The organism is Bacillus sp. SA1-12, assembly GCF_000981385.1.
Taxonomy (GTDB): domain Bacteria; phylum Bacillota; class Bacilli; order Bacillales; family Bacillaceae; genus Metabacillus.
Map to the genome: position 1 here is coordinate 62006 of NZ_LATZ01000003.1, position 24423 is coordinate 86428.

The 24423-nt window shown below is 37.7% G+C and carries 25 protein-coding genes; 12 read left to right on the top strand and 13 right to left on the bottom strand.

Annotated features, from left to right (window positions below):
• Positions 1–72 precede the first annotated feature (72 nt).
• Together WQ54_RS02815 and WQ54_RS02820 are read left to right on the top strand one after the other, a co-directional pair.
• Positions 73–1254: an exonuclease subunit SbcD gene (locus tag WQ54_RS02815; RefSeq protein WP_046511816.1), complete on the top strand. Its 1182-nt coding sequence runs from the start codon at positions 73–75 to the stop codon at positions 1252–1254.
• Positions 1251–4652, top strand: a complete 3402-nt coding sequence (locus WQ54_RS02820; RefSeq protein ID WP_046511819.1) for an SbcC/MukB-like Walker B domain-containing protein — start codon at positions 1251–1253, stop codon at positions 4650–4652. Before WQ54_RS02815 ends, WQ54_RS02820 begins: the two co-directional genes overlap by 4 nt.
• A 181-nt stretch (positions 4653–4833) precedes the next feature.
• Here WQ54_RS02820 and WQ54_RS02825 read toward each other — a convergent pair whose 3' ends face one another.
• The 7 genes from WQ54_RS02825 to WQ54_RS02855 form a co-directional block, all read right to left on the bottom strand.
• Positions 4834–5676, bottom strand: coding sequence for an STAS domain-containing protein (locus WQ54_RS02825; RefSeq protein WP_046511822.1), 843 nt, complete (start codon positions 5674–5676; stop codon positions 4834–4836).
• 212 nt (positions 5677–5888) lie between these two features.
• Complete coding sequence (locus tag WQ54_RS02830) at positions 5889–6107, bottom strand: spore germination protein (protein WP_046511824.1); 219 nt, start codon at positions 6105–6107, stop codon at positions 5889–5891.
• Positions 6108–6307: 200 nt separating this feature from the next.
• Positions 6308–6673 carry a spore germination protein GerPE gene (locus tag WQ54_RS02835; RefSeq protein WP_046511827.1) on the bottom strand — a complete coding sequence of 122 codons (366 nt, stop codon included), beginning with the start codon at positions 6671–6673 and terminating at the stop codon, positions 6308–6310.
• Complete coding sequence (locus WQ54_RS02840; RefSeq protein WP_046511830.1) at positions 6670–6846, bottom strand: spore gernimation protein GerPD; 177 nt, start codon at positions 6844–6846, stop codon at positions 6670–6672. The genes WQ54_RS02835 and WQ54_RS02840 overlap by 4 nt, the downstream gene beginning before the upstream one ends.
• A gap of 20 nt (positions 6847–6866) precedes the next feature.
• Complete coding sequence (gene gerPC, locus WQ54_RS02845) at positions 6867–7466, bottom strand: spore germination protein GerPC (RefSeq protein ID WP_046511833.1); 600 nt, start codon at positions 7464–7466, stop codon at positions 6867–6869.
• An 89-nt stretch (positions 7467–7555) separates the two neighbouring features.
• Complete coding sequence (locus tag WQ54_RS02850; protein ID WP_046511836.1) at positions 7556–7795, bottom strand: spore germination protein GerPB; 240 nt, start codon at positions 7793–7795, stop codon at positions 7556–7558.
• Positions 7796–7807: 12 nt separating this feature from the next.
• Positions 7808–8029, bottom strand: a complete 222-nt coding sequence (locus tag WQ54_RS02855; protein ID WP_046511839.1) for a spore germination protein — start codon at positions 8027–8029, stop codon at positions 7808–7810.
• Between the two features lie 474 nt (positions 8030–8503).
• On the opposite strand from WQ54_RS02855, the gene WQ54_RS02860 reads away from it, so the two are divergent.
• From WQ54_RS02860 to WQ54_RS02875, 4 genes are all read left to right on the top strand, one after another.
• Positions 8504–9304 (top strand): TatD family hydrolase, encoded by an 801-nt coding sequence (locus WQ54_RS02860; RefSeq protein WP_046511841.1) that lies wholly within the window; start codon positions 8504–8506, stop codon positions 9302–9304.
• Complete coding sequence (locus WQ54_RS02865; protein WP_046511845.1) at positions 9276–10181, top strand: fumarylacetoacetate hydrolase family protein; 906 nt, start codon at positions 9276–9278, stop codon at positions 10179–10181. Before WQ54_RS02860 ends, WQ54_RS02865 begins: the two co-directional genes overlap by 29 nt.
• 121 nt (positions 10182–10302) lie before the next feature.
• The gene (locus tag WQ54_RS02870) at positions 10303–10653 is read left to right on the top strand and encodes a YisL family protein (RefSeq protein ID WP_046511846.1); all 351 of its coding nucleotides are present in this window, start codon (positions 10303–10305) and stop codon (positions 10651–10653) included.
• A 236-nt stretch (positions 10654–10889) separates the two neighbouring features.
• Positions 10890–12545, top strand: coding sequence for a glycerol-3-phosphate dehydrogenase/oxidase (locus tag WQ54_RS02875; protein WP_046511849.1), 1656 nt, complete (start codon positions 10890–10892; stop codon positions 12543–12545).
• Positions 12546–12582: 37 nt separating this feature from the next.
• Here WQ54_RS02875 and WQ54_RS02880 read toward each other — a convergent pair whose 3' ends face one another.
• The gene (locus WQ54_RS02880) at positions 12583–13356 is read right to left on the bottom strand and encodes a PAS domain S-box protein (protein WP_046511852.1); all 774 of its coding nucleotides are present in this window, start codon (positions 13354–13356) and stop codon (positions 12583–12585) included.
• Between the two features lie 337 nt (positions 13357–13693).
• Positions 13694–14155, bottom strand: coding sequence for a carboxymuconolactone decarboxylase family protein (locus WQ54_RS02885; protein ID WP_046511855.1), 462 nt, complete (start codon positions 14153–14155; stop codon positions 13694–13696).
• Between the two features lie 273 nt (positions 14156–14428).
• Between WQ54_RS02885 and WQ54_RS02890 the strand changes: the two genes are divergently transcribed.
• Complete coding sequence (locus WQ54_RS02890) at positions 14429–15475, top strand: SDR family oxidoreductase (RefSeq protein WP_046511858.1); 1047 nt, start codon at positions 14429–14431, stop codon at positions 15473–15475.
• An 84-nt stretch (positions 15476–15559) separates the two neighbouring features.
• On the opposite strand, the gene WQ54_RS02895 is transcribed toward WQ54_RS02890, so the two are convergent.
• Positions 15560–16057, bottom strand: a complete 498-nt coding sequence (locus WQ54_RS02895; RefSeq protein ID WP_046511861.1) for a DUF6022 family protein — start codon at positions 16055–16057, stop codon at positions 15560–15562.
• A gap of 148 nt (positions 16058–16205) precedes the next feature.
• On the opposite strand from WQ54_RS02895, the gene WQ54_RS02900 reads away from it, so the two are divergent.
• The 3 genes from WQ54_RS02900 (at position 16206) to WQ54_RS02910 (ending at position 19275) form a co-directional block, all read left to right on the top strand.
• Positions 16206–16907 carry a MerR family DNA-binding transcriptional regulator gene (locus tag WQ54_RS02900; protein WP_052737634.1) on the top strand — a complete coding sequence of 234 codons (702 nt, stop codon included), beginning with the start codon at positions 16206–16208 and terminating at the stop codon, positions 16905–16907.
• Between the two features lie 436 nt (positions 16908–17343).
• Positions 17344–18186 (top strand): YitT family protein, encoded by an 843-nt coding sequence (locus tag WQ54_RS02905; protein ID WP_046511864.1) that lies wholly within the window; start codon positions 17344–17346, stop codon positions 18184–18186.
• A 321-nt stretch (positions 18187–18507) separates the two neighbouring features.
• Entirely contained in the window at positions 18508–19275 is a 768-nt protein-coding gene (locus WQ54_RS02910; RefSeq protein WP_046511867.1) for a class I SAM-dependent methyltransferase, read from the top strand.
• A gap of 200 nt (positions 19276–19475) precedes the next feature.
• Here the strand turns inward: WQ54_RS02910 and WQ54_RS33330 are convergent, their stop codons facing one another.
• Positions 19476–19622 (bottom strand): hypothetical protein, encoded by a 147-nt coding sequence (locus tag WQ54_RS33330; protein ID WP_156177652.1) that lies wholly within the window; start codon positions 19620–19622, stop codon positions 19476–19478.
• Positions 19623–19874: 252 nt separating this feature from the next.
• Between WQ54_RS33330 and WQ54_RS02915 the strand changes: the two genes are divergently transcribed.
• On the top strand, positions 19875–20264 hold the full coding sequence (locus tag WQ54_RS02915) for a VOC family protein (protein WP_046511869.1): 390 nt from the start codon (positions 19875–19877) through the stop codon (positions 20262–20264).
• A gap of 80 nt (positions 20265–20344) precedes the next feature.
• Here WQ54_RS02915 and WQ54_RS02920 read toward each other — a convergent pair whose 3' ends face one another.
• Entirely contained in the window at positions 20345–20905 is a 561-nt protein-coding gene (locus WQ54_RS02920) for a DUF2777 family protein (RefSeq protein ID WP_046511872.1), read from the bottom strand.
• A 218-nt stretch (positions 20906–21123) separates the two neighbouring features.
• On the opposite strand from WQ54_RS02920, the gene asnB reads away from it, so the two are divergent.
• On the top strand, positions 21124–22974 hold the full coding sequence (gene asnB, locus WQ54_RS02925) for an asparagine synthase (glutamine-hydrolyzing) (RefSeq protein WP_046511875.1): 1851 nt from the start codon (positions 21124–21126) through the stop codon (positions 22972–22974).
• 55 nt (positions 22975–23029) lie between these two features.
• On the opposite strand, the gene WQ54_RS02930 is transcribed toward asnB, so the two are convergent.
• Positions 23030–24388, bottom strand: a complete 1359-nt coding sequence (locus WQ54_RS02930; protein WP_046511879.1) for an MATE family efflux transporter — start codon at positions 24386–24388, stop codon at positions 23030–23032.
• Between the last annotated feature and the right edge of the window lie 35 nt (positions 24389–24423).

The following is a 24423-nucleotide window of genomic DNA, read 5'->3' on the forward strand; positions in this document are numbered from 1 at the left end:
CTAGCGCCGCCATGCAGCCTTTAGGCCTTAAGGCAGCGCTAAGTTCATTTCATTTGAAAGGATGTAGGACGAATGCGAATATTGCATACGGCAGACTGGCATCTGGGGAGAGCGCTCGAAGGTAGAAGCCGTTTGGCAGAACAAGCGCAATTTATTGACGAGCTTGTTAGAATTGTCGAGGAAGAAAAAGTCGATGCGATCTTAATGGCTGGTGATGCTTTTGATACAGTTAATCCGCCGGCGGCAGCTGAGCAGCTGTTTTATGATGGACTTTCCCGTCTGTCAGACTATGGGAAACGGCCGATTATTGTCATTGCCGGAAACCATGATAATCCTGATCGCCTTTCTGCAGCATCACCTTTGGCGGGGAACCATTCGATTCATTTAATAGGTTATCCTAAACATGAGGTACTTTTGGTGGATGTTCCCAAAGCCAGGCAGCAGATGATGGTTGCCGCATTGGCTTATCCTTCAGAAGCAAGGCTTGAACAAGTGCTGTCAGAAGCTCATGATGAAATCTTGTTAAGAAATAAATATGATGAAAGAATCCGAGATTTCTTTGCTTGGATGAGCAAGCAATTTCGAAAGGATACGGTTAATCTGGCTATGAGCCATATTCATGTTGCAGGGGGAAGCTCATCTGATTCTGAACGTCCTATTGAGGTTGGCGGTTCGTATACCGTAGCAGCAACCAGCATGCCTGAAGCAGCTCAATATGTAGCACTTGGTCACTTGCACCGCCCGCAAAATATCAAGCGGGCCAGCACATTAACAAGGTATTCAGGATCACCGCTTGCGTACAGCTTCTCAGAAATCGGTTATGCAAAATCTGTAACGATTGTAGACGCTGAGCCAAATCAACCTGTTGTAATGAAGGAAATTCCTTTGTCTTCAGGAAAGCCGCTTGTGAGATGGAAAGCCACTGAAGGGATCAGTCAGGTCCATAGCTGGTTAGATGAAGGCCTTGATTCATCCGCATGGATCGATTTAGAAATCCATCTGACAAGTACATTGTCAATTGAAGAAATCCATAATCTGCGTAAATGGCATTCAGGATTTATTCATATTCGTCCGGTTTTTCAACAGGAACGTGAGGTGGCTGCAACACGCCAGGCTAATTTGCCAATTGATCAATTGTTTACACAGTTTTATGAAAAACAAACCGGCGGGGCAAAGCCAGAGCAGGAGCTGGTAAAGCTTTTCTTAGAGCTTGTGCAGCAAGATGATGAGCTAGAGGTTGGTGATGAAGAATGAAGCCGATTCAGTTAGCTGTTTCTGGTTTGCATAGTTTCAGAGAAAAACAGATTGTTGATTTTAGGTCATTATGTGATAGTGGAATCTTTGGGATCTTCGGACCGACTGGAAGCGGAAAGTCCTCCATTTTGGATGCAATGACGCTTGCCCTATATGGAAAAGTGGAACGTGCCATGAATAACACCCACGGGATCTTAAATCATGCTGAAGATCAACTTACAGTGTCTTTTACCTTTGAGCTGGAGAATGCTTCCGGAAAAAAACAATATACCGTTGAGCGTGTGTTTAAAAGAACGGATGAGATAAGGGTAAAAACCTCAATTTGCCGCTTAATCGAAGTTGGTGATGAGACAATCGTTCTTGCCGATAAAGCGGTGGATGTAAATGAAAAGGTATATGGATTACTTGGTTTAACGATCGACGATTTCACACGTGCAGTCGTGCTGCCCCAAGGCAAGTTTGCAGAATTTCTTTCCTTAAAGGGTGCAGAAAGAAGACAAATGCTTCAGCGCTTATTCCATCTTGAACAATATGGCGATCAGTTATTGAAAAAATTAAAGTACCGATTATCCTCAACCAAAATTAAGCGCAATGAGCTCGAAGCAGAGAAAACAGGTTTAGGAGACGCTTCATCAGAAGCCATAAAAGAAGCTGAAGGCCGCCTTAAGGAAGCCGAAATTCTGCTGAAAAAAAGAAATAAAGAGCTAGAGAGTGTCACAAAAGACTTTGAAGATAAGCAAGCAATATGGCAGCTTCAGCAGGAAAAGGCCTGCATTGAAAAGGAAAAAGTAATGGTAGAGGCTGAAGAAGCTGTCATAAAAGACCTACAAGGTCAGCTGAAAAGAGCTGAGGAGGCAGAGTCTTTGCGGCCATATGCCGAAACTGTTCAAGCACTTAAGCAAGAAAAGCAGGAGGCAGAGATCAATCTTGCAGCTGCGAAAAATGAGCATCTCAAAGTGAAGAAACAGTATGAGGAGATAAGCCGTTCTTATGAAGAAATCCGCAAGAACAAGGCAGAGCAAGAACCGGTATTAGTGGCAAAACGTGAAAAGCTTCTTCAATTGCAAAAGGTCGAAAAAGAGCTTGTACAAGATCAAAAGCTGCGATCAGAGTTAGCGGATAAAAAGTATTTGATTGAGGGAGATCGCGAAAATAGCCGTGCTCTTCTTACAAAAGCAGAGCAGTTAGTTGAAAAAGCAGTCGCAAAGCAAAAAGATCTAATCGAACAACAAAAGTCAAAAGCTGTTACCTCGAAAGCACGCGAAGAAATCCGCGGTGCATTAGAGGCGAAGCGAAAGGTCATGCAGGCTCAACAAATGGTAACTGAGACACTAGAGCTTGTTGACAAAAAAACAGCAGCAATTAATTTAGAAAAACAAAAGCTTTTACAGGTTAAAGAGAGGCTGTCAACACATAAAAAACAGCTGCAGGAGCAATTTATCTCCTTAAATAAGCTTTATCATCTCGTTTCTGAGCGGGGAAGGGAGCATGAGAGATACATCCTTTTCATAAAAAATCAGTTGGACCTTATCCTTGCTAATGAAGAGAAGAAAAAGAGCCATAAGCTTGCACTGGAGCTAGTTAAGCAGCTCCATGACGGGGAGCCATGCCCTGTTTGCGGTTCATCCCATCACCCGAATCCTGTTCATGACGAAGAAGAGGAGTCACATGAAGGAGAAAAACAATCGGAATGGATAAAAAAACAGCTTGAGCAACTCCAAAGCTTAAGCCAGGAAAGCCATTCAATCAAAATTAAACTTGAAGGTATTTCACAACAAGTAACAGCTGATTTTACTTTTCTGCATGAATTGAAACAACTAAACGATATCCAAATAAATCCGCTCATCATTAATGAAAAAGAGCTTGCTCTTGAGTCGGGCTATAAGCTTTTCCATGATGAATATCAAGCAATCAATCAGGACTATCTTCAAGTAAAAGCGGCAATTGATAGCTTGATGAAAAAGGTTCGTGAGCTGCAGCAGGAGGAGGTAAGACGAAACGATTTTATCTCTTCTGCTGAACAAGATGCAAATGAGTGGCAAGAAAAAATGAATGAGTATAAGCGACATTATGATCAAGAGCAAGCTGCCTATACAAACCATTTCACAACCATTCCGTATGACCAGGTTGAGCAGCTTCAAAAAGAAATGATTGAGAAAGATGAAGCTTATGAGCAATTAAATATACGCATTGATAAGAGTGTTTCATTCATCCAAGAACAGGAAGAGATCGTCAAACAACAGCAAAGACTGAATCAGCAATTAACCGAACAGGAAATTGAATTACAAGCACAAATAAAGAATCGTGACCAGCTCATTGCGGAAAAACAAGTAAAGCTGAACGAAGCTGGTACAGAAAAAAGCATAAGTCTTCAATTAAAAGAGACAGATGAACAAATCAAACAATTAATTGCAAGGGAGAATGATTTGTATCAATCCTGGCAGAACCGGTCAAATTTGCTTCACCAGCTGCAAAGTCAACTTGCGGGGCATGAAAAATCGTATGAACAAACGATAAACAAACTAACGGGCGCTGAAAGGAAATGGGAGTCAGCCTGTGAAGGTACAAGCTTTAAGACGATTGAAGAAACACTTGTTTCCCTCCTAACGATGGAGAAAAGACAGCAAATGAAGGAAAAAATTGAGCGTTATTCTGATATAGTTAAGCAGCTTCATACAGACTTACAACGGATTGAGGAGAAGCTTGCTGGAAAACAACTTTCCTTAGAAGAGTGGGAGCAAATTCAGCAGATAAAAGCTGAGGTGAAGGAACAGGTTGACGAGGCTGTCGCCAGCAAAGGAGCGGAGACTAAAGCCCTTCAAGTTCTGTTAGACAAGCATGATCGCTTTATGGAGATTGAAAACGAGCAAAAAGGCCTTGATGACCTCCTGCAAAAGCTGGAAAAGCTTCAATCTGTCTTTAAAGGCAATAGTTTTGTTGAATATGTAGCGGAAGAACAGCTAGAACAAGTCAGTCGTGATGCCTCTGAACGACTTCGCTTGTTAACACGCGGCAGATATGCCATTGAGGTTGACTCGCAAGGTGGCTTTATCATGAGGGATGATGCAAACGGTGGCGTAAAAAGGCCAGTCTCAACACTTTCAGGAGGAGAAACCTTCTTGACTTCACTCGCCTTGGCGTTATCCTTATCATCACAAATTCAGCTTAGAGGCGAATACCCGCTTCAATTTTTCTTCCTTGATGAAGGATTTGGAACATTGGATGGAGAACTGCTCGACACAGTGGTAACAGCCCTGGAAAAGCTCCAATCCCAAAATTTATCCGTAGGCGTCATCAGCCATGTTCAAGAGCTCCGGGCAAGATTGCCGAGAAAGCTAATCGTTGAACCGGCAGAGCCTTCCGGAAAGGGATCGTCTGTTTATATTGAGGTATTGTAGTGGATGAACTCATGATCAAATATTTAATGATGTAAAACGTAAAAACCTCTTGAATCTCAAGAGGTTTTTACGTTAAGAAAGAATCTTATTCCTTATTGTGTGTAACTGGCTATTATGCTCTAGATTCCTTTTTTGCCGGCTTTGATTTATTCTACACTTTTGTTTATAGATGTTTATTAGTCTAGTAAGATTGCTGCTCGATTGCTAGATATTCCTTTAATGTTTGTTGTAATGTACCATTTGTTTCTGCTTTTTCATCAAATGAAATTCCTGCATGAACCATCTTCCTTACAAGTTCTGGGCGTAATCCTGTAAGAACCGCTTTACATCCCATCATGGAAATGGCATTTAATACCTTTATAAAGTGGTCCATCACATCTATTTCCATATCGGCTATTCCCGACATATCCATAATTAATCTTTGAATCCTTAAATTGGATATATCAATCAACGCTCTTTCTTCAATAATCTTAATACGATATCCATCTATCATTCCAATTAAAGGCAAAACAGCAACTGATTTGCTTACTGGAATGATTGGAACAGATAGATGTTCAACTAATTTCCTTTGCGATTTAATTAAATCGTCCTTGTAATTTGAATAGCTAATGAAAAAATTGTTGATGAACTTATCGAGTCTATTATTAATCATTTTCTCAAGGTCAAAAAAATCTTCAGTACTTCTTGAATTACCATTTAACTCGTCAAAATGATATAGAAAATGCCAAATTGTTCGTCTTATCGCCTGTACCCATTCCAGTTTAAAGGCAAGGGTTAACGCGTGCTTTGCCCATATTACTCCTTCTTGTTGAGCAAATTTAGTTAGTTGCTCTTCTTTATTCTCCACAACATATAGGGAAAGCTTTTCAGCATTTTCCAATAGGTTAATATTACCCGTTTGCAGGATGTCATTAATTTTGGTTGCTACAGTAACGGCCTCTGATAATAACTTTTCTTGAAAAATATGTCTGTTTTCGATAATAAATTCATTAATATTCTCTTTTGGGCTAAAGGTCGTATCCATTGCAATCTCCTTGTTTGTTTTTTTCTTGGTTTGAAATCACCAGTTAAAATAAGAATGATCTCTTTACTATTTCTTTATTCGTCATTAAAAATCCTTCCTCATTTAACAAATTTGGACAAGGTTTATGCCAAAATAAGTGGAAGGGAGCAATCCTGGAAGTCAAAAAATGAAAAGAGGGATCAATTACTATCGATCCCTCTTTTAGCTTTCTTTTAATTGTTTGCAATCATATTCTGATCTGTTACATCTGGGTCGATCATATTTGTCACACTAATTCCGTTATTGATAATATGGAAGTCTCCTGTGCTTCCCCCTCCAGAACCAGATGCCGATTTTGATTGGCTTTTAGGAGAGAGATAAAAGGAATCCCCAAAGTTTATGACTCCGCCATCTACACTATTGATCTTAATTGGGCCTACAATTGCCGGCATATGAAAAACATCCTTTTTTGTTTTAGATGGTAATTTATAAGTTTTGCTAACCATCAGTGGATTGAGGACTTACTTCCCCGAATCCTAGGGCAATATCGCACATTTCATTTATATTCATTAAGAATGCCCCTGCTGATGGAAGCCTCCCTTTAGTCTATGCATGGGTTAGCGGAGTGTTCATTAGCGGAGATAAGAATCGTCTAGTCTTTAGATTGACGGATATGCTTTGTACGAGTATCACATACAATATCTTTCGTTGAGCCAATCTGAAAAATAGCTGAACTTGAAATGGAAGTTACAGTAATGGAGTTTACGTTTATTTTTGGATTTTTATGAAAGAAGTTTGTTGTCAGCTGTTCATAAAAGACCGGCTGAGGGATCTCTTCTTCAAATATTGGGAACTCAGAGAAATTTCCTTCTTCATCATAATAAACTTCATGTTCTCGTTGAATGGCCAACACTTTTATCGATGGTGTTATTTGCATGGAATCACCGATATTAAAAACCGAGCTAATCCCAACTGTATTGACATAGGCACTATTTACGCTTGAGAATCGACTAATCATTCTGGAGCCAGCGGCACAAAAGGACCAATGATCATTGATTCAGGCGGTGTATCAAATACAGAAGAGAGTGAAATGGTATTTGTATCCCCAATTAGAAAAACAGATGAACTGGATACACCGATAATACGAATTGAACCCACCTGTAAATCGTGATTCACCACGGTAAAATTCATTTGTGTTCCACACCCTTTATTTAAGATTCTTTCGGTAAATGCTGTAAAAAGTGCATAATTGAGTTCTCCACATCCTTTTTAACCTGCAAGAGGATTTCTTGCTTTTTATCTAAGAGAGAATCTTGCTCTGTTAATGATTGGCCATTAATATAATAGTTGATTCGGCTTTCGATCTGTTTTCGGATGTCCTCAATAATATGCCTGCGATGCGGTTCATCCAGACGCAGGTCAAATTGCTGCTCTGCTTGTTCAATAAAGCCTGCACAATCTGTATTTAAGAATTGATTAATTTCCTCACTGCACAGCCGGAAAAGCTGTTCTCGAAGTTGCTGTTGAACTCCGTTGATGTTCATTCCTTTCTGTTGAACATCAAAATTATCGATTTGATCAGGAGTCATTGGATTTAAACCAATATTTAATGTGCCATCTAGCTGTTCAACCTTCAACTGGTCAAATTTATATTCAATTTTTTCAACGTTTGTTACGGGCTGACTCTTAATTTTTTCAACATCTTTTTTTAGCTCCCGTATCAAATGATTTAATTGGAGAATCCTTTGATCCTGTTGCTGAATATATTGATGAAGCTGTTGCATGTATTTAAATAGGTCGTTATTATACAAGATCATCACCCACCTTTTTTCATCGCACAAATTAAGGATACTTACTATATATGCAAAAAAGCAAAGATGGGTGAATGCCCATTTATCCTTTATGGTGATGCTGGTGATGTTAATGGAACCAGCGATGTTTCTGTACTCGTTTCAGATACAACCCCTGTAGGCGACTCTGTTTCAATAAGCGGTGCTGGTGAAGTAAAACCACCTGTATTATAGAGGTTTGAAAGAGGTTTGATGATTCCGGCGCTGCCAATTTGTAAAACGGAGGAATTATTTACAGCATCCACCCGCAAATAATTAATACAAATGGTTTGATTGATATAAAAATTCATCGTCAACACTCCTTATAGATTTCCTGCAATTGGTTGATCGATAACATCATTGTCATACGTATTGGTAACAGAGTTTTGATTGTAAATGTTAAGACCATCCCCGGTATTAAAAGAGCCAGCACCGGCAAAGGTTTTTACCTCACTATATGGGGAAATGGTAATCACATCTCCAATATGAACTATACCGCTTGTTCCAACACTGTTAACCTTAAAGGCGCCTACGATAGCTGGCATATAGAACATTCCTTTTTTTTAGTTTAGAAAACAGCACAAAAATGCTGCTTGTATTCTTTAGGTACCATACTATACCTTATGATGGAAATAGATATGGGTGTGACAAACGCGGATAAAATTTGTGAATGAAGTCTGTGTTTTGATAAGGAAAAGCATTTCAAGAATGGAAGCATAGATCTTTGCTTAATAAAATTCGTGTACCTCTATGTTAAAGTTGATTTGAACCTTGTTGATTAGAAGGGATATGTGAGACTCGTGAGGGAGCAAGGGAAGGGGAAGACCCTGCAGGTGCATCGCGCTGAGGAGGCTCCCGGATCACCCGCTGCGAAAATCAACAGCTTACTTTAAGAGCTAATTCAAAAACAATAATCCTTTAGAAAAGAGCCTTGTAAAAATGTCATTTCCAATACCATTAAAAAATGATTTTTGTCTACTTTTAAAACTTGATAAAGAGTACAAAGGAGGAAATCGTTGATGATTGATGCACATATTCATCTTGATCAATATCATCCTGATGTGGAAGAGGCAATTTCAATTTGGCAGGAAAATGGAATCGAGGCAGTTATTGCAGTTGCATCTAATCTGCAATCAAGTTATGAGATATTGAAGCTTAAGCAACGCTTTCCTGAATTTGTCTATGCAGCAATCGGGCACCATCCAGAAGCTCCCCCTCCAGCAAGCAAGGAATTTGCTGAACTTTTAAATCTGATTCTACAGGAACGCGGACATTTATCTGCCATTGGGGAAATTGGGCTGCCGACTTATCGAAAGAAGGAGCTTTATGATCAGTATAAAAAGGAAGAATACATAAATGTATTAGAAGAGTTTTTACGAATAGGGAAAGAGGTAAAATTGCCGGTAGTTTTACATGCTGTTCATGAAGAAGCGAAAGAAGCATTAAACTGCTTGAAGAAACAGCAAATTCGATATGCTCATTTCCATTGGTTAAAGGCCAGGGAGGATGTGATAAATGAAATTGTATCAGGCGGTTATTATGTTTCCGTGACACCAGAGGTTTGTTATCGGGAACGGGATCAGAGATTAGCTAAACAAATTCCGCTGGAGCAGCTTTTAATCGAAACAGATGGCCCCTGGAAATTTAATGGCCCTTTTAAAGAAAGAGAAACATCTCCCTTATTATTAAAGGAAATAAGTCAGTGCTTGTCGAATCTTCTTACTATCCCGATTTACAGCTTAAGAGAAAAAGTAACAACAAACACAAAACGACTTTACATGGAGGGACTTTATGAAACTTGTAACAGCGTCAATACATAATGAGCAGTTTATTGGAGTAATATACGGTGATAAAATCATTGATTTAAAAAAAGCAGAAAAGGATATTTTTGAATTAACATCCTTTCCAAAGTCCCTGGTTGATTGTGTGTCTTTAGGAGACAAGTTTGTGCAAAATGTTAAACAAATTGTTGATAAAATTGCAGGTAAAGAGGGAGCTGAAAGCTATCTTTACCCAATCGAAGATGTAAAACTTCATTCCCCGATTCCAAGACCAGCTAAAAATGTTTTTTGTGTAGGGAAAAACTATCGAGAACATGCGATTGAAATGGGAAGTGAGGAAGATGTGCCGAAACATGTCATGCTTTTTTCTAAAGCACCTACCACTGTTATCGGCCATGAAGATGAAATTGATCCCCATTTACACCTGACGAAAGAGCTTGATTATGAGGGAGAGCTTGCGGTTATTATTGGAAAAAAGGGCAAGCAAATAAGCGAAACGGAAGCAATGGATTATGTGTTTGGTTATACCATCGTAAATGATATTACGGCAAGAAATATACAAGCACAGCATAAACAATTTTTGCTTGGGAAGAGTTTGGATACTTCCTGTCCGATCGGTCCATATATCGTTCATAAATCTGCCATCGAAAACCCTTATGATTTAACCATTACAACGAAGGTTAATGATGAAGTAAGACAGAACGGCAATACAAAGGATATGATTTTTACGATTGAGCATATTATTTCAACAATCTCACAAGGAACAATTCTTGAACCAGGTGATATTATTGCAACAGGAACACCTGCAGGAGTAGGTAAAGGATTTAATCCTCCAAAGTTCTTGCAACCTGGCGATCTAGTAGAGATTGAGATTGAAAAGATTGGGATTTTAAGAAATCAAATCATGAATCCATGATGATTAAAGAAGGATTTCATAAAATGGACACAAGGAGAGAATTCTTTGAACCAGTTTCATTAATATTTTTGGTGAATCATGCTAAAATAGGGTTGTTTGAACCTATTAAGGAGGAAAAAATATGACACATGCACATATTACGACATGGGTAATTGCCATTATCCTTTTCTTCGTAGCTAACTCACTATTAAAATCGGGAAAAGAAAAAGTCGTTCACATGATTTTAAGACTGTTTTATATCTTAATCATTGTGACAGGTGTAATCATTGCTTCAGGTATTTATCAATTTAACGGAGAGTATATCGGTAAGATCATATTAGGAATTGTAACTATTGGAATGATGGAAATGGTATTAGTTAAAGCGAAAAAAGGCAAGCCAAATAAGGTATTTTGGATTATCTTCTTTATTTCACTCATTCTAACAATCTTATTAGGTCTGCGTCTGCCATTAGGCTTTTCACCATTAGGCTAATGAGTAAAAAGGGGATGTTTCAACATACATCCTCTTTTTTCATGGCAATTAAACTTTCTGCTTTAAAAGTGAAAGAAATATGTTATAATAAACTCAAGTTAATCAATTGGGTTGAGATTCAGAGAGACCAAGACTGTGTTATAGCTAAAAACAGCTATGATAAAGTCTTGGTCTCTTTTTTAGTAATAATTGGATATTTTTAACAATATGGTCATTAATTTTAGGGGGAAAACAAAATGGCGATAAAATTCTCTGCTTTAAACAGAGTAGATCAATTAGCTGGAATGGCTAAGGAGCAATATGACTTGGTCGTTATTGGCGGCGGTATTACAGGTGCCGGCATTGCATTAGATGCTTCACTTAGAGGGATGAAGGTAGCGGTAGTGGAAATGCAGGATTTCGCTTCAGGTACTTCAAGCCGTTCAACAAAGCTGGTTCATGGAGGTCTCCGTTATTTAAAACAATTTCAAGTCGGTATGGTTGCAGAGGTTGGGAAAGAGCGGGCCATTGTTTATGAAAATGGTCCACATGTGACAACACCTGAATGGATGTTGCTGCCGATTCATAAAGGGGGGACTTTTGGTAGATTTAGTACGTCCATTGGACTTCGTGTCTACGACTTTTTAGCAGGTGTAAAAAAAGCCGAACGCCGCACAATGCTTTCAGCAAATGATATATTGCGTAAAGAGCCGCTTGTAAAAAAAGCAGGACTAAAAGGCGGAGGATATTATGTTGAATACCGGACAGATGATGCGCGCTTAACAATCGAAACCATGAAAGCAGCCGTTGAAAATGGAGCAGATGTGATGAATTATGCAAAAGCGGAAAAATTCCTTTATGAAAATAAACAAATAACAGGTGTTCTTGTAAAGGATATGGCTTCGAACAAGCTTTATGAAATAAAAGCAACAAAGGTAGTAAATGCTGGCGGCCCTTGGGTTGATGAGATCAGGAAAAATGATTACGCAAGAAATAATAAACAGCTTCGCTTAACAAAAGGTGTACATCTAGTCATTGATCAGGCAAAATTCCCTCTTCGTCAGGCCGTTTATTTTGATACACCAGACGGACGGATGGTCTTTGCTATTCCGCGTGATGGCAAAACATATGTAGGTACTACCGATACGTTTTACAACAAGGATACAGCAAATCCAAAGATGCTTGCCGAAGATCGCGACTATATTTTAAAAGCGATTCACTTTATGTTCCCTGATGTAAAAGTAACAGAAAAGGATGTTGAATCAAGCTGGGCTGGTGTTCGACCATTAATCTACGAGGAAGGAAAGGATCCTTCTGAAATCTCCCGTAAGGATGAAATATGGGAGGCTGAAAGCGGGCTGATCACCATCGCCGGAGGAAAACTTACGGGCTACCGTAAAATGGCGGAGTCTGTAGTAGATCTTATTGCGAATCGTCTTCTGGAACAGGGGGAGGCATTCAAAGAAAGCCAAACAAAAACATACCCGATTTCTGGAGGAAATGTTGGCGGTTCGAAAGGCTTAGAACCATTTATTGTTAAAAAGGCAGAAGAGGCTCTTCGATCTGGATTCACAAAAGAAGAAGGACGTCATTTAGCATCTATGTATGGTTCAAATGTTGATGAGCTTTTCCGTTATGGCAAGCAATATGACACAGTAGAAACCAAACTATCACGTATCGTTTATGCACAGCTAATGTATGCGATTGAACAAGAAATGGCAGCAAGACCGGTGGATTTCTTTATTCGACGTACTGGAGCCTTATTCTTTCATATTGATTGGGTACGCACCTGGAAAGATGAGGTCACCGCATTTATGGAAGAAATGCTTGGATGGACGAAGGAGCAAACCATTGAATATAAAAAACAATTAGAAAAAGAACTAAAGGATGCTGTTACGCCAGTTAATCAATAAATTGAAAAAAGAGGGAGGAGTTGCTCCCTCTTTTTTCTTAGATTATTGGACTTTGATTATAATCAATACCAAATAAATGGAGTGCATCTTTAACTGTTGCAACAGTAGGAGCAGAGTCAAAGTGAGTCCCTAATTGTAGGGCAACTAATGCTAATTCTGGTCTTAATCCTGAGATAATTGAACGGACACCAAGTAGTGACAATACCTGATTAATTTTAAAAATATAATCCGTTACTATAGTGTCTAATTTATAAATACCTGAGAAATCAATGATGAGATAATTTATCTTTTGCTTTTGAACTTTCTCCGGGATATTTTCAAAAAGCTGTCTTGCTCTTTCTTCATCTATAGATCCAGATAATGGGAGTACCGCAATTCCATTTAATAGAGGAACTAGTGTTGAAGACAAATCATTTATTTGCTTTGACAATTCCAGCTGTTTTTTCTCAGCTATTTTTCTTTCTGTTATATCTCGTACATATGTCTGGATAGCTTTTGTGTTCCCAATCAACACTGGATGACAATATAATTCAACATCAACGGTTGTGCCATCCATTCTGAAAATTGTTTCTTCAATAACATTTGCAGGTTGTTCATAAGCCGATTGAATTCTATTTTCTATAGCTGGCTTGGAAGTTTCCTTAAAAATATCAAGTGGACTTGCTCCAATGATCTCCTCTTTTGTGCCTCTAAAAAATAATTCAGCTGCATGATTAATATAGATAATCCTTAGCTGGGTATGAACAATCAACGGCTCTAAAGCAAACTCAATGACTTGCTTGTAATCAATGTCTGAAATATTTTCACTCATACAAATGCACTCCAAAAAATGAATTCAATTTTACAGATTTTTTAATTGTTTTGTCATGCTCTGGCTTAACGATCGATAAGGGACTTAAATTAAGCGTACCTTTTATAAAAAAATAAAGCATCTTTTTCGAAGGGTTTGATAAAGAATGAGACAAAAGTTCTGAAGGATTTTAGATGGATTAGTTAAAAAAGACTATTTTTAAACTGATAATATTGAGGAAGCAACAAATATGAAGATAATTAAAAAGAGTTCAGGCCACAGGGTATATTGTGGTATTAATATCGCTTAAATAGGGTGTCTCAAAAGTTTGAGACACCCTTATTTACATGCTATACTATTATCTTTTTACTACAGGCTTGTAATGTCCGGGTATGCTATTAGCTGAGATAGCCAAGCGGTTCCAACCGTTTATGGTGATGATGATCGCAACGAGATCAATATATTGCTTTTCATCAAAATGCTTGCGAACCCGCTGATACAGATCCTCCGTGACCCCGTTTGCGGAAATGGTTGTCACTGCTTCTGTTAACTCTAATGCTGCCCTCTCCTCTTCGGAATAGAATGGAGACTCCTGCCAAGCGGGTAAACAGTATATTCTTTGTTCTGTTTCACCATTGGTCCGGGCATCCTTTGTGTGCATATCCAAGCAGTAGGCACAACCATTGATTTGTGATGCACGAATTTTCACTAATTCAATCAGTTTAGTATCAAATCCTGTTGTTTCTTTATAGGACTCTAATTGCATCATTAATTTAATCACTTCTCGATTTGTTTGCATGTAGTTAATACGTTGTTCCATGTAAATAACCTCCATTTAATTAATTTATGTTTCACAATTAAGACTAAATAGAGGTTTGATTTGTGACATATAGTAAGAGTTTTTTTAGTTCACGATTCTTTTTATTAGATTCTATTATATTTGCCTGTGATTGCAGCGAGAGGTGTTCGCTTTCTCCGGTATCAGTATTCCTATTCTTTTTTATTTTTTCATCCCCCGTAACCTTTTACGCAAGAAAAACGTTATTAAAAAGAAAGGTATTTATTCAGAATACTAGATGAGTGGGGGAATAAGATGAAAGTCCTTATATTAGGCGGTACTCGGTTTTTAGGAAGAGCTTTAGTAGAAGAAGCATTGAAAAGAGGGCACGACGTCACTTTATTTAATCGGGGGAACAATAAAAATACATTTCCTGAGGTGGAGCAGCTGACAGGTAATCGAGATGGTGATGTATCCCTTTTGGCAAACCGGAAATGGGATGCAGTGATGGATACGTGTGGATTTGCTCCACATCAAATGAAAAAAATAGCAGCTGTACTTGGGGGTAATGTTGAACATTATACATATATCTCAAGTATTTCTGTTTATAAGGATTGGATTCCGCTCAACATTACAGAAAGCTATCAATTACAAGCAATGCCGCCTGATGATAAAGTAAAAGCAGTTGAAAAGGGAGAAATCTCTCCTTACGAGTTATATGGGGCATTGAAAGTACTTTGTGAAGCGGAGGCAGAAAAGCATTGGCCAGGGCGTGTTTTGCATATAAGAGCAGGACAGCTGGTTGGTCCGTACGACTATACAGATCGCCTTCCATACTGGGTACAGCGTGTAGCACAGGGAGGGAAAGTATTGGTGCCGGGACGCTCAGACCGGCCAGTTCAATTAATTGATGTTAAAGATCTGGCCGCATGGGTGTTTACTATGGCTGAAAACAAAAAAGCCGGGACATTCAATGTAACAGGACCAGAGAAACAATTAACGATAGAGGAGCTGCTAAACACCTGTAAAGCTGTTACAAAAAGTGATGCAAAATTTGTATGGGCAGATGAAAACTTCATCTTGGAGCATAAAGTACAGCCATGGACGGAAATGCCGTTATGGATTCCCGAACACTTCCCGCTAGAAGCTGAAACTGAGCCATGGAAAGGAGCTTTTCTCATCAACATAGATAAAGCAGTTAACGCTGGGCTCACCTTCCGTCCGCTTGAGGATACGATTTATGAGGTGTATCAATGGGAGAGTGCAAGACAGGAAAAAGAACGAAAAGCTGGGATATCACAGGAAAGGGAACAGGAGTTGTTGGAGATTTGGTTACAAGGAGAGAAAAAGAAGACATTATAAGAGGAATTATGAAATACCGACCTCAGATGAACATATAAGGAATGAAAACCACTCAGGATCTAATCTGAGTGGTTTTTGTATGAATCAAGCATTTTCCTCGTAAAGACTTTGAATTTTTTTAGAAATTTCATTTCTTTCAGTATTCTGGATAGTGATTAGTCTAGGTGCTGATGGGAGGTTGAAATTTACATGAGAATGAGATAATTCAAAAAGAAACGTACCAATTAATTGCTTATTCTGGTTTTCAATAACGATCCAAAAGACACGCCTTTCATGATCAGGGGTTCCCCATTTTGCTTTTTCAAGTGAGTTTCTAAAGTTTAAGCAACCAGCAATAATAAAATCATCTTCCCTTATTGTTTCAGCTGACTTAAAACCTGCTTCTTCCAGCTCCTTCCATACTGGTGGAAGGAGTTTATCTAAATACATCCCATAAGTGGCATCCTCATATTCCGGAAATAATTTTTGATATTCCTCCATGTTTTCTGTAAGAATTTTTTCCCAATGTTCCTTTAAATACTCAGAAACGATTTGTCCTAACTCTTCAATTGACATTTCAGGGCGAATATTTAATTTTGTCAATTAAATCCCTCCATCATTTTTTATGACGTTCTTCTTAATCATATAACATTAAAGCCAATTTAAAAGTTTTTGTATTTATACACTTATTTTAGTGGGTTATAAATGATAAACTTTATATAAAGTTTAATGTTGATGGGATTGAAAAAGAATGAAGAATCATATTAGACCGATTGATATTGCGAAAAGGTTAAAGGTAAGTACCGGCACTTTGAGAAGTTATGAAAGAAGGGGAATTGTCCCAGCTACAAAAAGGTTGGATACAGGGTATCGAATCTATACAGAGGAACATGTAGCCTATTTTGAATGTATCGTAGCAATGTCACCTGGGTTTGGAATGGATATAACATCAGCGGTACTAAAAAAATTGCAACAAAAAAAGCTGGATTCTGCTCTTTGGATCATTAATGAGACACAAGCGGCCAATTACCAAGAAAAGGAGTTAGCTGCTAACATCCTAAAAGACCTAAACAATATCGTGGACCCCCCTTCAATGGAAAATAAGCAAATGACGATAGGAGAGGTTGCAAACAAAGCAAATATCGCTGCTTCTACTATTCGGTACTGGGAAAAGGAGGGATATGTTATTTCAATGAGAGGAGATAATAAATATCGCTACTTTAATTCATATCAGTTTATAAAAATTTTGTTAATGAAGCTCCTGGAAAACACAGTGTATTCACAAGAAAGTGTACAACTAAAAAATTCTGTCAGGTCGCTAACGGAATACAATATTGAGGGAGCAAAAAGGATTGTAAAGGAGTGCCAAGAGCATTTGAATAAACGCAACCAAGAACAGTTGCATGGGCAGTATTATTTATATCAATTATGTAAAAAGTTAGGATTAAACTAATATAGTAAAATTGGTAGGGCGCGTTCATGCAGACTGCGCTCTCTTTTTTGTTTTGTTTCATTTTCTCGTAGATGAATGTTTATTCTTCACAAATTCCTGTAGTTTAAAAATTCACCAAAAAAATTCACGCAAGTAACTAAGAATATCTGCTTGTAACGTTGGATTTGCTTTTGTTACATTCCCGTTTACGTAAAATGCTTTATCTATTCGTAATATTAATGCATGCAAATTAATTTTTATTCATTTGAAAGCGTTTTATTAACAGGTTAAACTTTTATGATACACTCTTATTATCCTTATAATAACGCTTGTTTCAATACCTTTTGAATGTATTTTCAGAATAAACTTTTTAATTTTCGTTTCCATTAAAATCGATTATAATTCTCTCGTGATGAATAATTATTAGTCTTGTCTATATAGTGAAAGGATGAGGGAATTGACTAGAACAATCGTAATTTTTATTGGTTCTCTTTTAATTGCAATAGCCTATAATCAATTTCTGATCCCACACGAAGTGTTAAGTGCAGGAATTAGTGGGATTGCCATAATTATTGGTTTATTAACACCTTTTGATACGGGGGTAATGAATTTCTTATTGAATTTGCCGTTGTTGATTTTTGGGATGATGAAGCTTGGAAAACGATTTATCTCGTATACAATTTTGAGTGTTATTGTTCTATCAACAGCCCTTTATTACTTACCTGTGTATGCGGTTAGCTCAGATCCAATTCTCTCATCCATTTTTGGCGGGGTATTGTCTGGTATTGGAATCGGAATTATATTGAGGTACTCAGGATCAACAGGCGGCTTTGACATAATTGGAATGATACTAGCAAAGAAAATGGATTTCCCAATAGGAGCTATTCTAACAGGATTAAATGGAATTGTGATTTTGGCTTCTGGTTTCCTGCTAAATTGGGATTCTGCTCTTAATACATTAGTGTCTATTTTTATTACTGGGAAAGTAATTGATTCCATTCATACTCACCACATGAAATTGACAGTCACTATTATTACGGACAAAGGCGAAGAGGTACGTGATAAGCTATTAAGTCAGCTCTACCGAGGAATTACGATTATGGACGGAGAGGGCGGCTATACACAAATTAAGCGCAAGATATTAATGACAGTTATTTCCCGATATGAACTTGCTGATATGAAGCAATGTATTCGCGATGTTGACCCGCAAGCATTTGTGAATATTACCCAGACTGTTGATGTGATGGGTTTATTTAATCGCGATCAATCGAAGACAGCATTGCAAATGAAGAATTTGTAAACGGGAGAATAGATTTCTCTAACATAAAATAAAGATGTTGTTCATTTTGAAAGGTGCCTTTTTGGCTCTTTTTTTTTTGAGAAAAAGCTTACTCGATTTTGATGTATCGTTCTTGAATCTATCCTATGGTACTTTTATGAAAATAAACCACTTTCATTTAAAGAAGGATTTGTCGATAACGTTTTCTTATTGCGATTTATAATTAAGTTATAATTTTCTTATTTTTATTTTCGAATATAGTAATAGTAAAAGAGTAAAATCATCTTGAAAAAGGGATCCGATCTAAAATATGTTATTGAAAATAAGTGGAGGAGGAAAACAATGGATATAAAAAAAGATGTTCAAAAACAATTTGGTCGAAGTTCAGATCATTATGTAACAAGCACAGGACACCGAAAAGGAGGAGATTTGAATAAGTTGGTTGAAATGGCCCGGTTGAAAGGAAAGGAGGAGGTTCTTGACGTAGCTACAGGGGGTGGACATATGGCCAATGCTCTTGCTCCGCTTGTACAAAACGTGACTGCCTTGGATTTAACACCTGAAATGTTATCAGCTGCTGAAAAGTTTATAAAAGGGAACGGACACGAAAACGTTGTATTTGTAGAAGGGGATGCAGAAAAAATGCCCTTTCCTGACGAAACATTTGATCTAGTTACTTGCCGTATTGCTCCGCATCATTTCCCAAACATTGATCATTTTATAAGCGAAGTTTATCGTGTGCTAAATCACGGTGGAACATTCTTATTGGATGATAATGTCGCTCCTGAGAACGATGAATTTGATCAATTCTATAATACTCTTGAAAAAGTGAGAGACTATAGCCATTACCGGGCATGGAAAAAATCAGAGTGGCTTCAAAAACTTGAATTAAAGGGGTTTGAAATTCAAGAATTGCATCGTTTCGAGAAACAGTTTGAATTTGAGAGCTGGTGTAATCGTATGCATTTATCAGACTCACAGAAAGCTGATTTAAACGAATTTATCCTTAAGTCTTCCGAAAAAGTAAAACAGAAATTCCGGATACAAATAACTGATACTCAAATAACTTCATTTCTTGGAGAGGCAATTTTAGTAAGGGCAACAAAATGATAAAACAAAGTGGCACGGGGATTAAACCATCTATATTTATATATATCAAACTTTTAGCAATAGCATGTTTGGGATTACCTGAGCATATATGACCGGATTTATTTTTAAGAGTTAAGATAGTTTGTTGGAGCACTTATTATGAAATAATTTCATAAATATTGGCCATGCATTTCGTTTGAATTTATGTGCCACAAAAGAAATTAATGACGTTCTTCCAGTAAAGAACGTAAATGGTATATTTCTTGTTTTATAATTCTTTTAACAGAAGGATCATGACATCGTTTAAAATCGTCCTTTAAGCGTTCAAGTTCTCTGCTAAAAAGGAAATGGTCATTTTTAACAAGCATATCCGGCCCCCTTTTCATGTTGTATAGTAGTAGATACCCGTTATTAAACGATCTAAAACTTGATGGTGTAATCATATTGTAACAATTGAAATAATTCTTTAAGAATCTTTATGTAAGGTCAGTTTTCAAGGAAATAATTCTGAAGATGAAAGAACACCATTCTGTATAGAAATTTTCAATAGGTAAAAGAAGGGAAAAGGCAGGTTTTTCAGAAATTAATAGGTATTATCATTTCAAAGGAGGAGTGCCTTAGTGGATAGAGAGATAAATAAATCACCTATTAAAAATCGGATTGGCGGCGTGTTTATACCAGTTCGTGACCTTGAAAAATCGAAAGAATGGTATAATAAAATGCTAGGGGTAAAGGATGGAGAAGTATATTTTGGTCATATCTATACGGTACCGATGGAAGGTACTGCCGGATTAATTTTAGATACAATGCCAAAATGGCGAGATGAACATAATCACCTTGCAACCTATAATGTGCCATCCATTCAATTTGTAACAGATGATCTTCATGCCTCCTATCAGTTTTTGAAGGAACATCAGGTTGAATTGGTAACAGGCATTGAAGATGATTTTTATTTTGTCTTAAAAGACTTGGATGGTAATTTATTGATGATTTGCAAGGAGCATTCATAAAGAAATTTTTTAAAAAGATAAACCCCAATTTGCAAAAACAACTGGGGTTTATTTTACATTAGTACAAAAAGCGACCAGAACTAATACTTAGAACTTATAAGGCCTCTTTCTCCAAGACTAGTCGTAAATTCAAATCGATCTGAGCAATGAACACCACGCTCAAAATGATGCTGAAGTCCACAAATAGTATTTTCATTATCAAATTGATAAAAGGAAACACCCTTTTTATGTACTTTATTTTTTAAAAAAAGGAGATGGTTATAGGAATAAATACAATCAAAAGGCGAGAATGATAAGCTGTTAAGTTGTCTAATCAGGCGCATAAAGGTTTCATCCCGAAGCTCCTTCAGCATTTCATCAAGTGCAATTGGGAGCCTTTTTCTTATACGCACAGTATCCCCGCAATGCAATGATGTAAAGCCAAGCTCTGTTTTCACCTTTCCTAGCCCCAGCCATTCTCCTGGTTTCCAGCCGTGAGGACTCAAAATTTCTAAATAATTATCTTGAATCTCTTCTAATAAATGAAGTTCATCATTCATATCATCATATATGACATATTGTTCGTTCGTTACTTCAATCAAGCCAATAACGTATGAACGTTTTTGATTTAGTAATAGGTCTGCTCGTTTAGAAGAATACATTCATTAAACCTCCAGTGATTGTGAAACATGTAACGATAGTTAGTGGAAATACTGTTATCAACGTTTTAGACAAAAGTGACCATGTTTATGCATGAACAGAATTTTCTGGGACAATTCAACAATGGATTTAGATGGGCATAAAATAAAATCTGCCAGAAGTAGTGGGACGTGATTTGTTTTAAAAACATGATAATTTACCCTAGGGAGATGATGTATCAATGTGTGGGATCACCGGATGGATAAACTTTAGAGAGAATATCATTCAGAAGCAGGATACTGTTAAAAAGATGACAGAAACCCTTGAGAAAAGGGGACCAGATGACACAAACATATGGGGAGAAGAAAACGTCTTATTCGGTCACAAACGGTTAATTGTTGTAGATCCGGAATGCGGCATTCAGCCGATGACACGGACAAAAGAAGGGAATTCTTATACGATTTGCTATAATGGTGAGTTATATAACACTGAGGACATTAGAAAGGTCCTGTTAACAAAAGGGTACACCTTCAAAGGTCATTCAGATACTGAGGTCTTGCTTCAATCCTATATCGAGTGGGAAGAAGAATGTATTCACCATTTAAATGGGATTTTCGCCTTTGCGGTTTGGGATTCTGCAAAGGAGAAGCTCTTCATTGGCAGGGACCGTTTAGGGGTAAAACCGTTATTTTACAAAGAGGCAAATGGTTCGCTTATTTTTGGTTCAGAATTAAAAGCGATTTTAGCCCACCCATCTGTTTCAGCAGTGTTAGATAAAAACGGCTTATCAGAAATATTTGGTGTCGGTCCTTCTAGAACTCCTGGAAATGGCGTCTTTAAAGGTATCGAGGAACTCCGCCCTGCCCATGCTCTAACTTTTACAAAGAATGGCTTAAAAAAATGGCGTTACTGGAATGTCGAAAGCAAACCTCATGAGGATTCTTTAGATGAGACAGCTGAAAAGGTTCACTTTTTATTTACAGATGCTGTGAAGCGGCAGCTTGTTTCAGATGTGCCATTATGTACATTTCTATCCGGCGGTGTGGATTCAAGCGCGATTACTGCAGTCGCAGCAGAACATTACAAGCAGGAAGGAAAAGGCAGACTCCATACGTATTCAATTGATTATGAGGATAATGACAAATTTTTTAAAGCAAATGACTTTCAGCCAAATTCAGATGCACCATGGATTAATAAGATGAGTGATACATTTAATACGGTTCATCATCGCTGTGTGATTACACAGCAGGAATTAGTGGATCATTTAATCGAAGCGACAATTGTACGTGATTTGCCAGGTATGGCAGATGTTGATTCTTCGCTGCTTTGGTTTTGCCGGGAAATTAAAAAGGAATTTGTCGTCAGCTTGTCTGGAGAGTGTGCGGACGAAATCTTTGGGGGTTACCCATGGTTTCATCGTCCTGATGATTTAGCAAGATCGGCATTTCCTTGGATGCGGTCAACTGACGAGAGAATAAAGCTGTTAAAACCAGAATGGCAGGAAAAATTGAAGTTACATGAATATGTGCAAGCACGTTATCAAGAAACGGTTAATGAAACCCCGCTTCTCGATGGAGAATCAGAATTACAAGCACAACGTCGTCAGCTCTTTTATTTAAATATGCATTGGTTTATGACAAATTTATTAGACCGTAAAGATCGGATGAGTATGGGAGCCAGTTTAGAGGTACGGGTTCCATTTGCAGACCATCGCCTGGTTGAATATGCATGGAACATCCCTTGGGAAGTAAAGATGCATGGTGATCGTGAAAAAGGAATCTTGCGTAAAGCGTTAGAAGGAATCCTTCCAAATGAAGTGTTGTATCGGAAGAAAAGCCCATATCCGAAGACACATAATCCGGAATATACAAGGCTGGTGAAAAATTGGCTTTCTTCACTTACAGCCAAGAAAGATTCAATCTTACATGTGTTATTAAACAAACAAGCATTACAAGATATCATTGATTCTGAAGGGAAGGCATTCCAGGTTCCTTGGTTTGGCCAACTAATGTCGGGACCGCAGCTTTTAGCTCACTTAGCACAAATTCATGTATGGTTTGAAACTTTTGATATTAATATTGATGAAAGGTAACAAATAAAATTAGTAAAGGGACTGCAGATATGCAGTCCCTTAGTCTATTCTTCAATTATTGAGCGACGGGTCTTTGCGCAAAGCTCTTTGTCATCCAAGCCCGGGATTTCCAACGATGAAGCATAATGATTCCTCGCACCCATTCATCTGCAATAAATGCAATCCAAACGCCGATAAGACCTAAATCAAAATGAATTCCCAATATATAGGCAACAGGAACGCTTACGCCCCACATGGACAACATCCCCATATAAGTTGGGAAACGGATATCTCCGGCAGCACGCAGAGATCCGATAAGAACCATATTAAATGCTCTTCCAGGCTCAAGTAATATGGTTAGTAGTACTAGAATTCCCCCGATTTCTAAAATCTCTTTATTGTTTGTAAAAATACCAAGGAGGGGATGAGAAAATATACTGAAGATGATGGCCATAAGCGTTGATATAGCAATACCTGAATAGAGACTTTTTAATCCCCTTGTATAAGCGGCATCATAATCCTTTGCTCCTATTAAATAACCTATTAATATTTGGGTCCCTTGGCTTACTGCTAAGCTAAACAGCATCATAAACATCATTAAATTTTGCGTATAAATTTTAGTTGTTAATGCCTCTGTTCCTAACATTGTTATAAAAAATGTTATCACCATCTGTGAGGTGTTATAGGAAAGTTGTTCGCCTGCAGTAGGTACACCAATATGCAAAAGGTTTCTAATATGGTGTCCTGGCAGCTTAAACAGCTCTTTAAAGTTAAACGAAAAATGAACACGTTTCTTTAATACATAAAGGATGACAATTAAACCAATTATACGTGATGCAACCGTTGATATCGCAACACCCGGAACCCCAAGTACAGGTAAGCCGAATGGGCCGAAAATGAAAAAGTAGTTACCAATGATATGGATAATATTCATACCAATTGTGATATACATCGTATCCTTCGTATAGCCATAACTTTTAAGAATGGCACTAGCTGTCATAAACAATGCTTGAATAAATGAGAAGCCCCCTACAAGCTGTAAATAAATATTTGCCTCTGGCAAGAGTTCTCTAGGAAGATTCATCAGCATTAGAATCTCTTCACTTGATATGACAATGACGACACTTATGATAATACTTATTAAAAGGTTTGCTGAAAGAGATACAGATGAGATCTCTTTTGCTTCTCTAAAATTATTCGCACCTAAATACCTGGCAACAAGGATTGTCGTACCAGTTGCAATAAAACCAAACATGACAATGATAAGAAATAAAATTTGATTTGATACACCAACAGCTGCTACTGCATTATCTGAATACTGGCTCAGCATCAGTGTATCCGCACTCCCCAATAACATATGGAGCATTACCTCTATAAAAATTGGCCATGTTAGAGCAAATAATGTCATTTTACGATCTGGTTTTCCTAATGACATATTTTCCCAACTCCTTCGATTATGCGTTAACAATT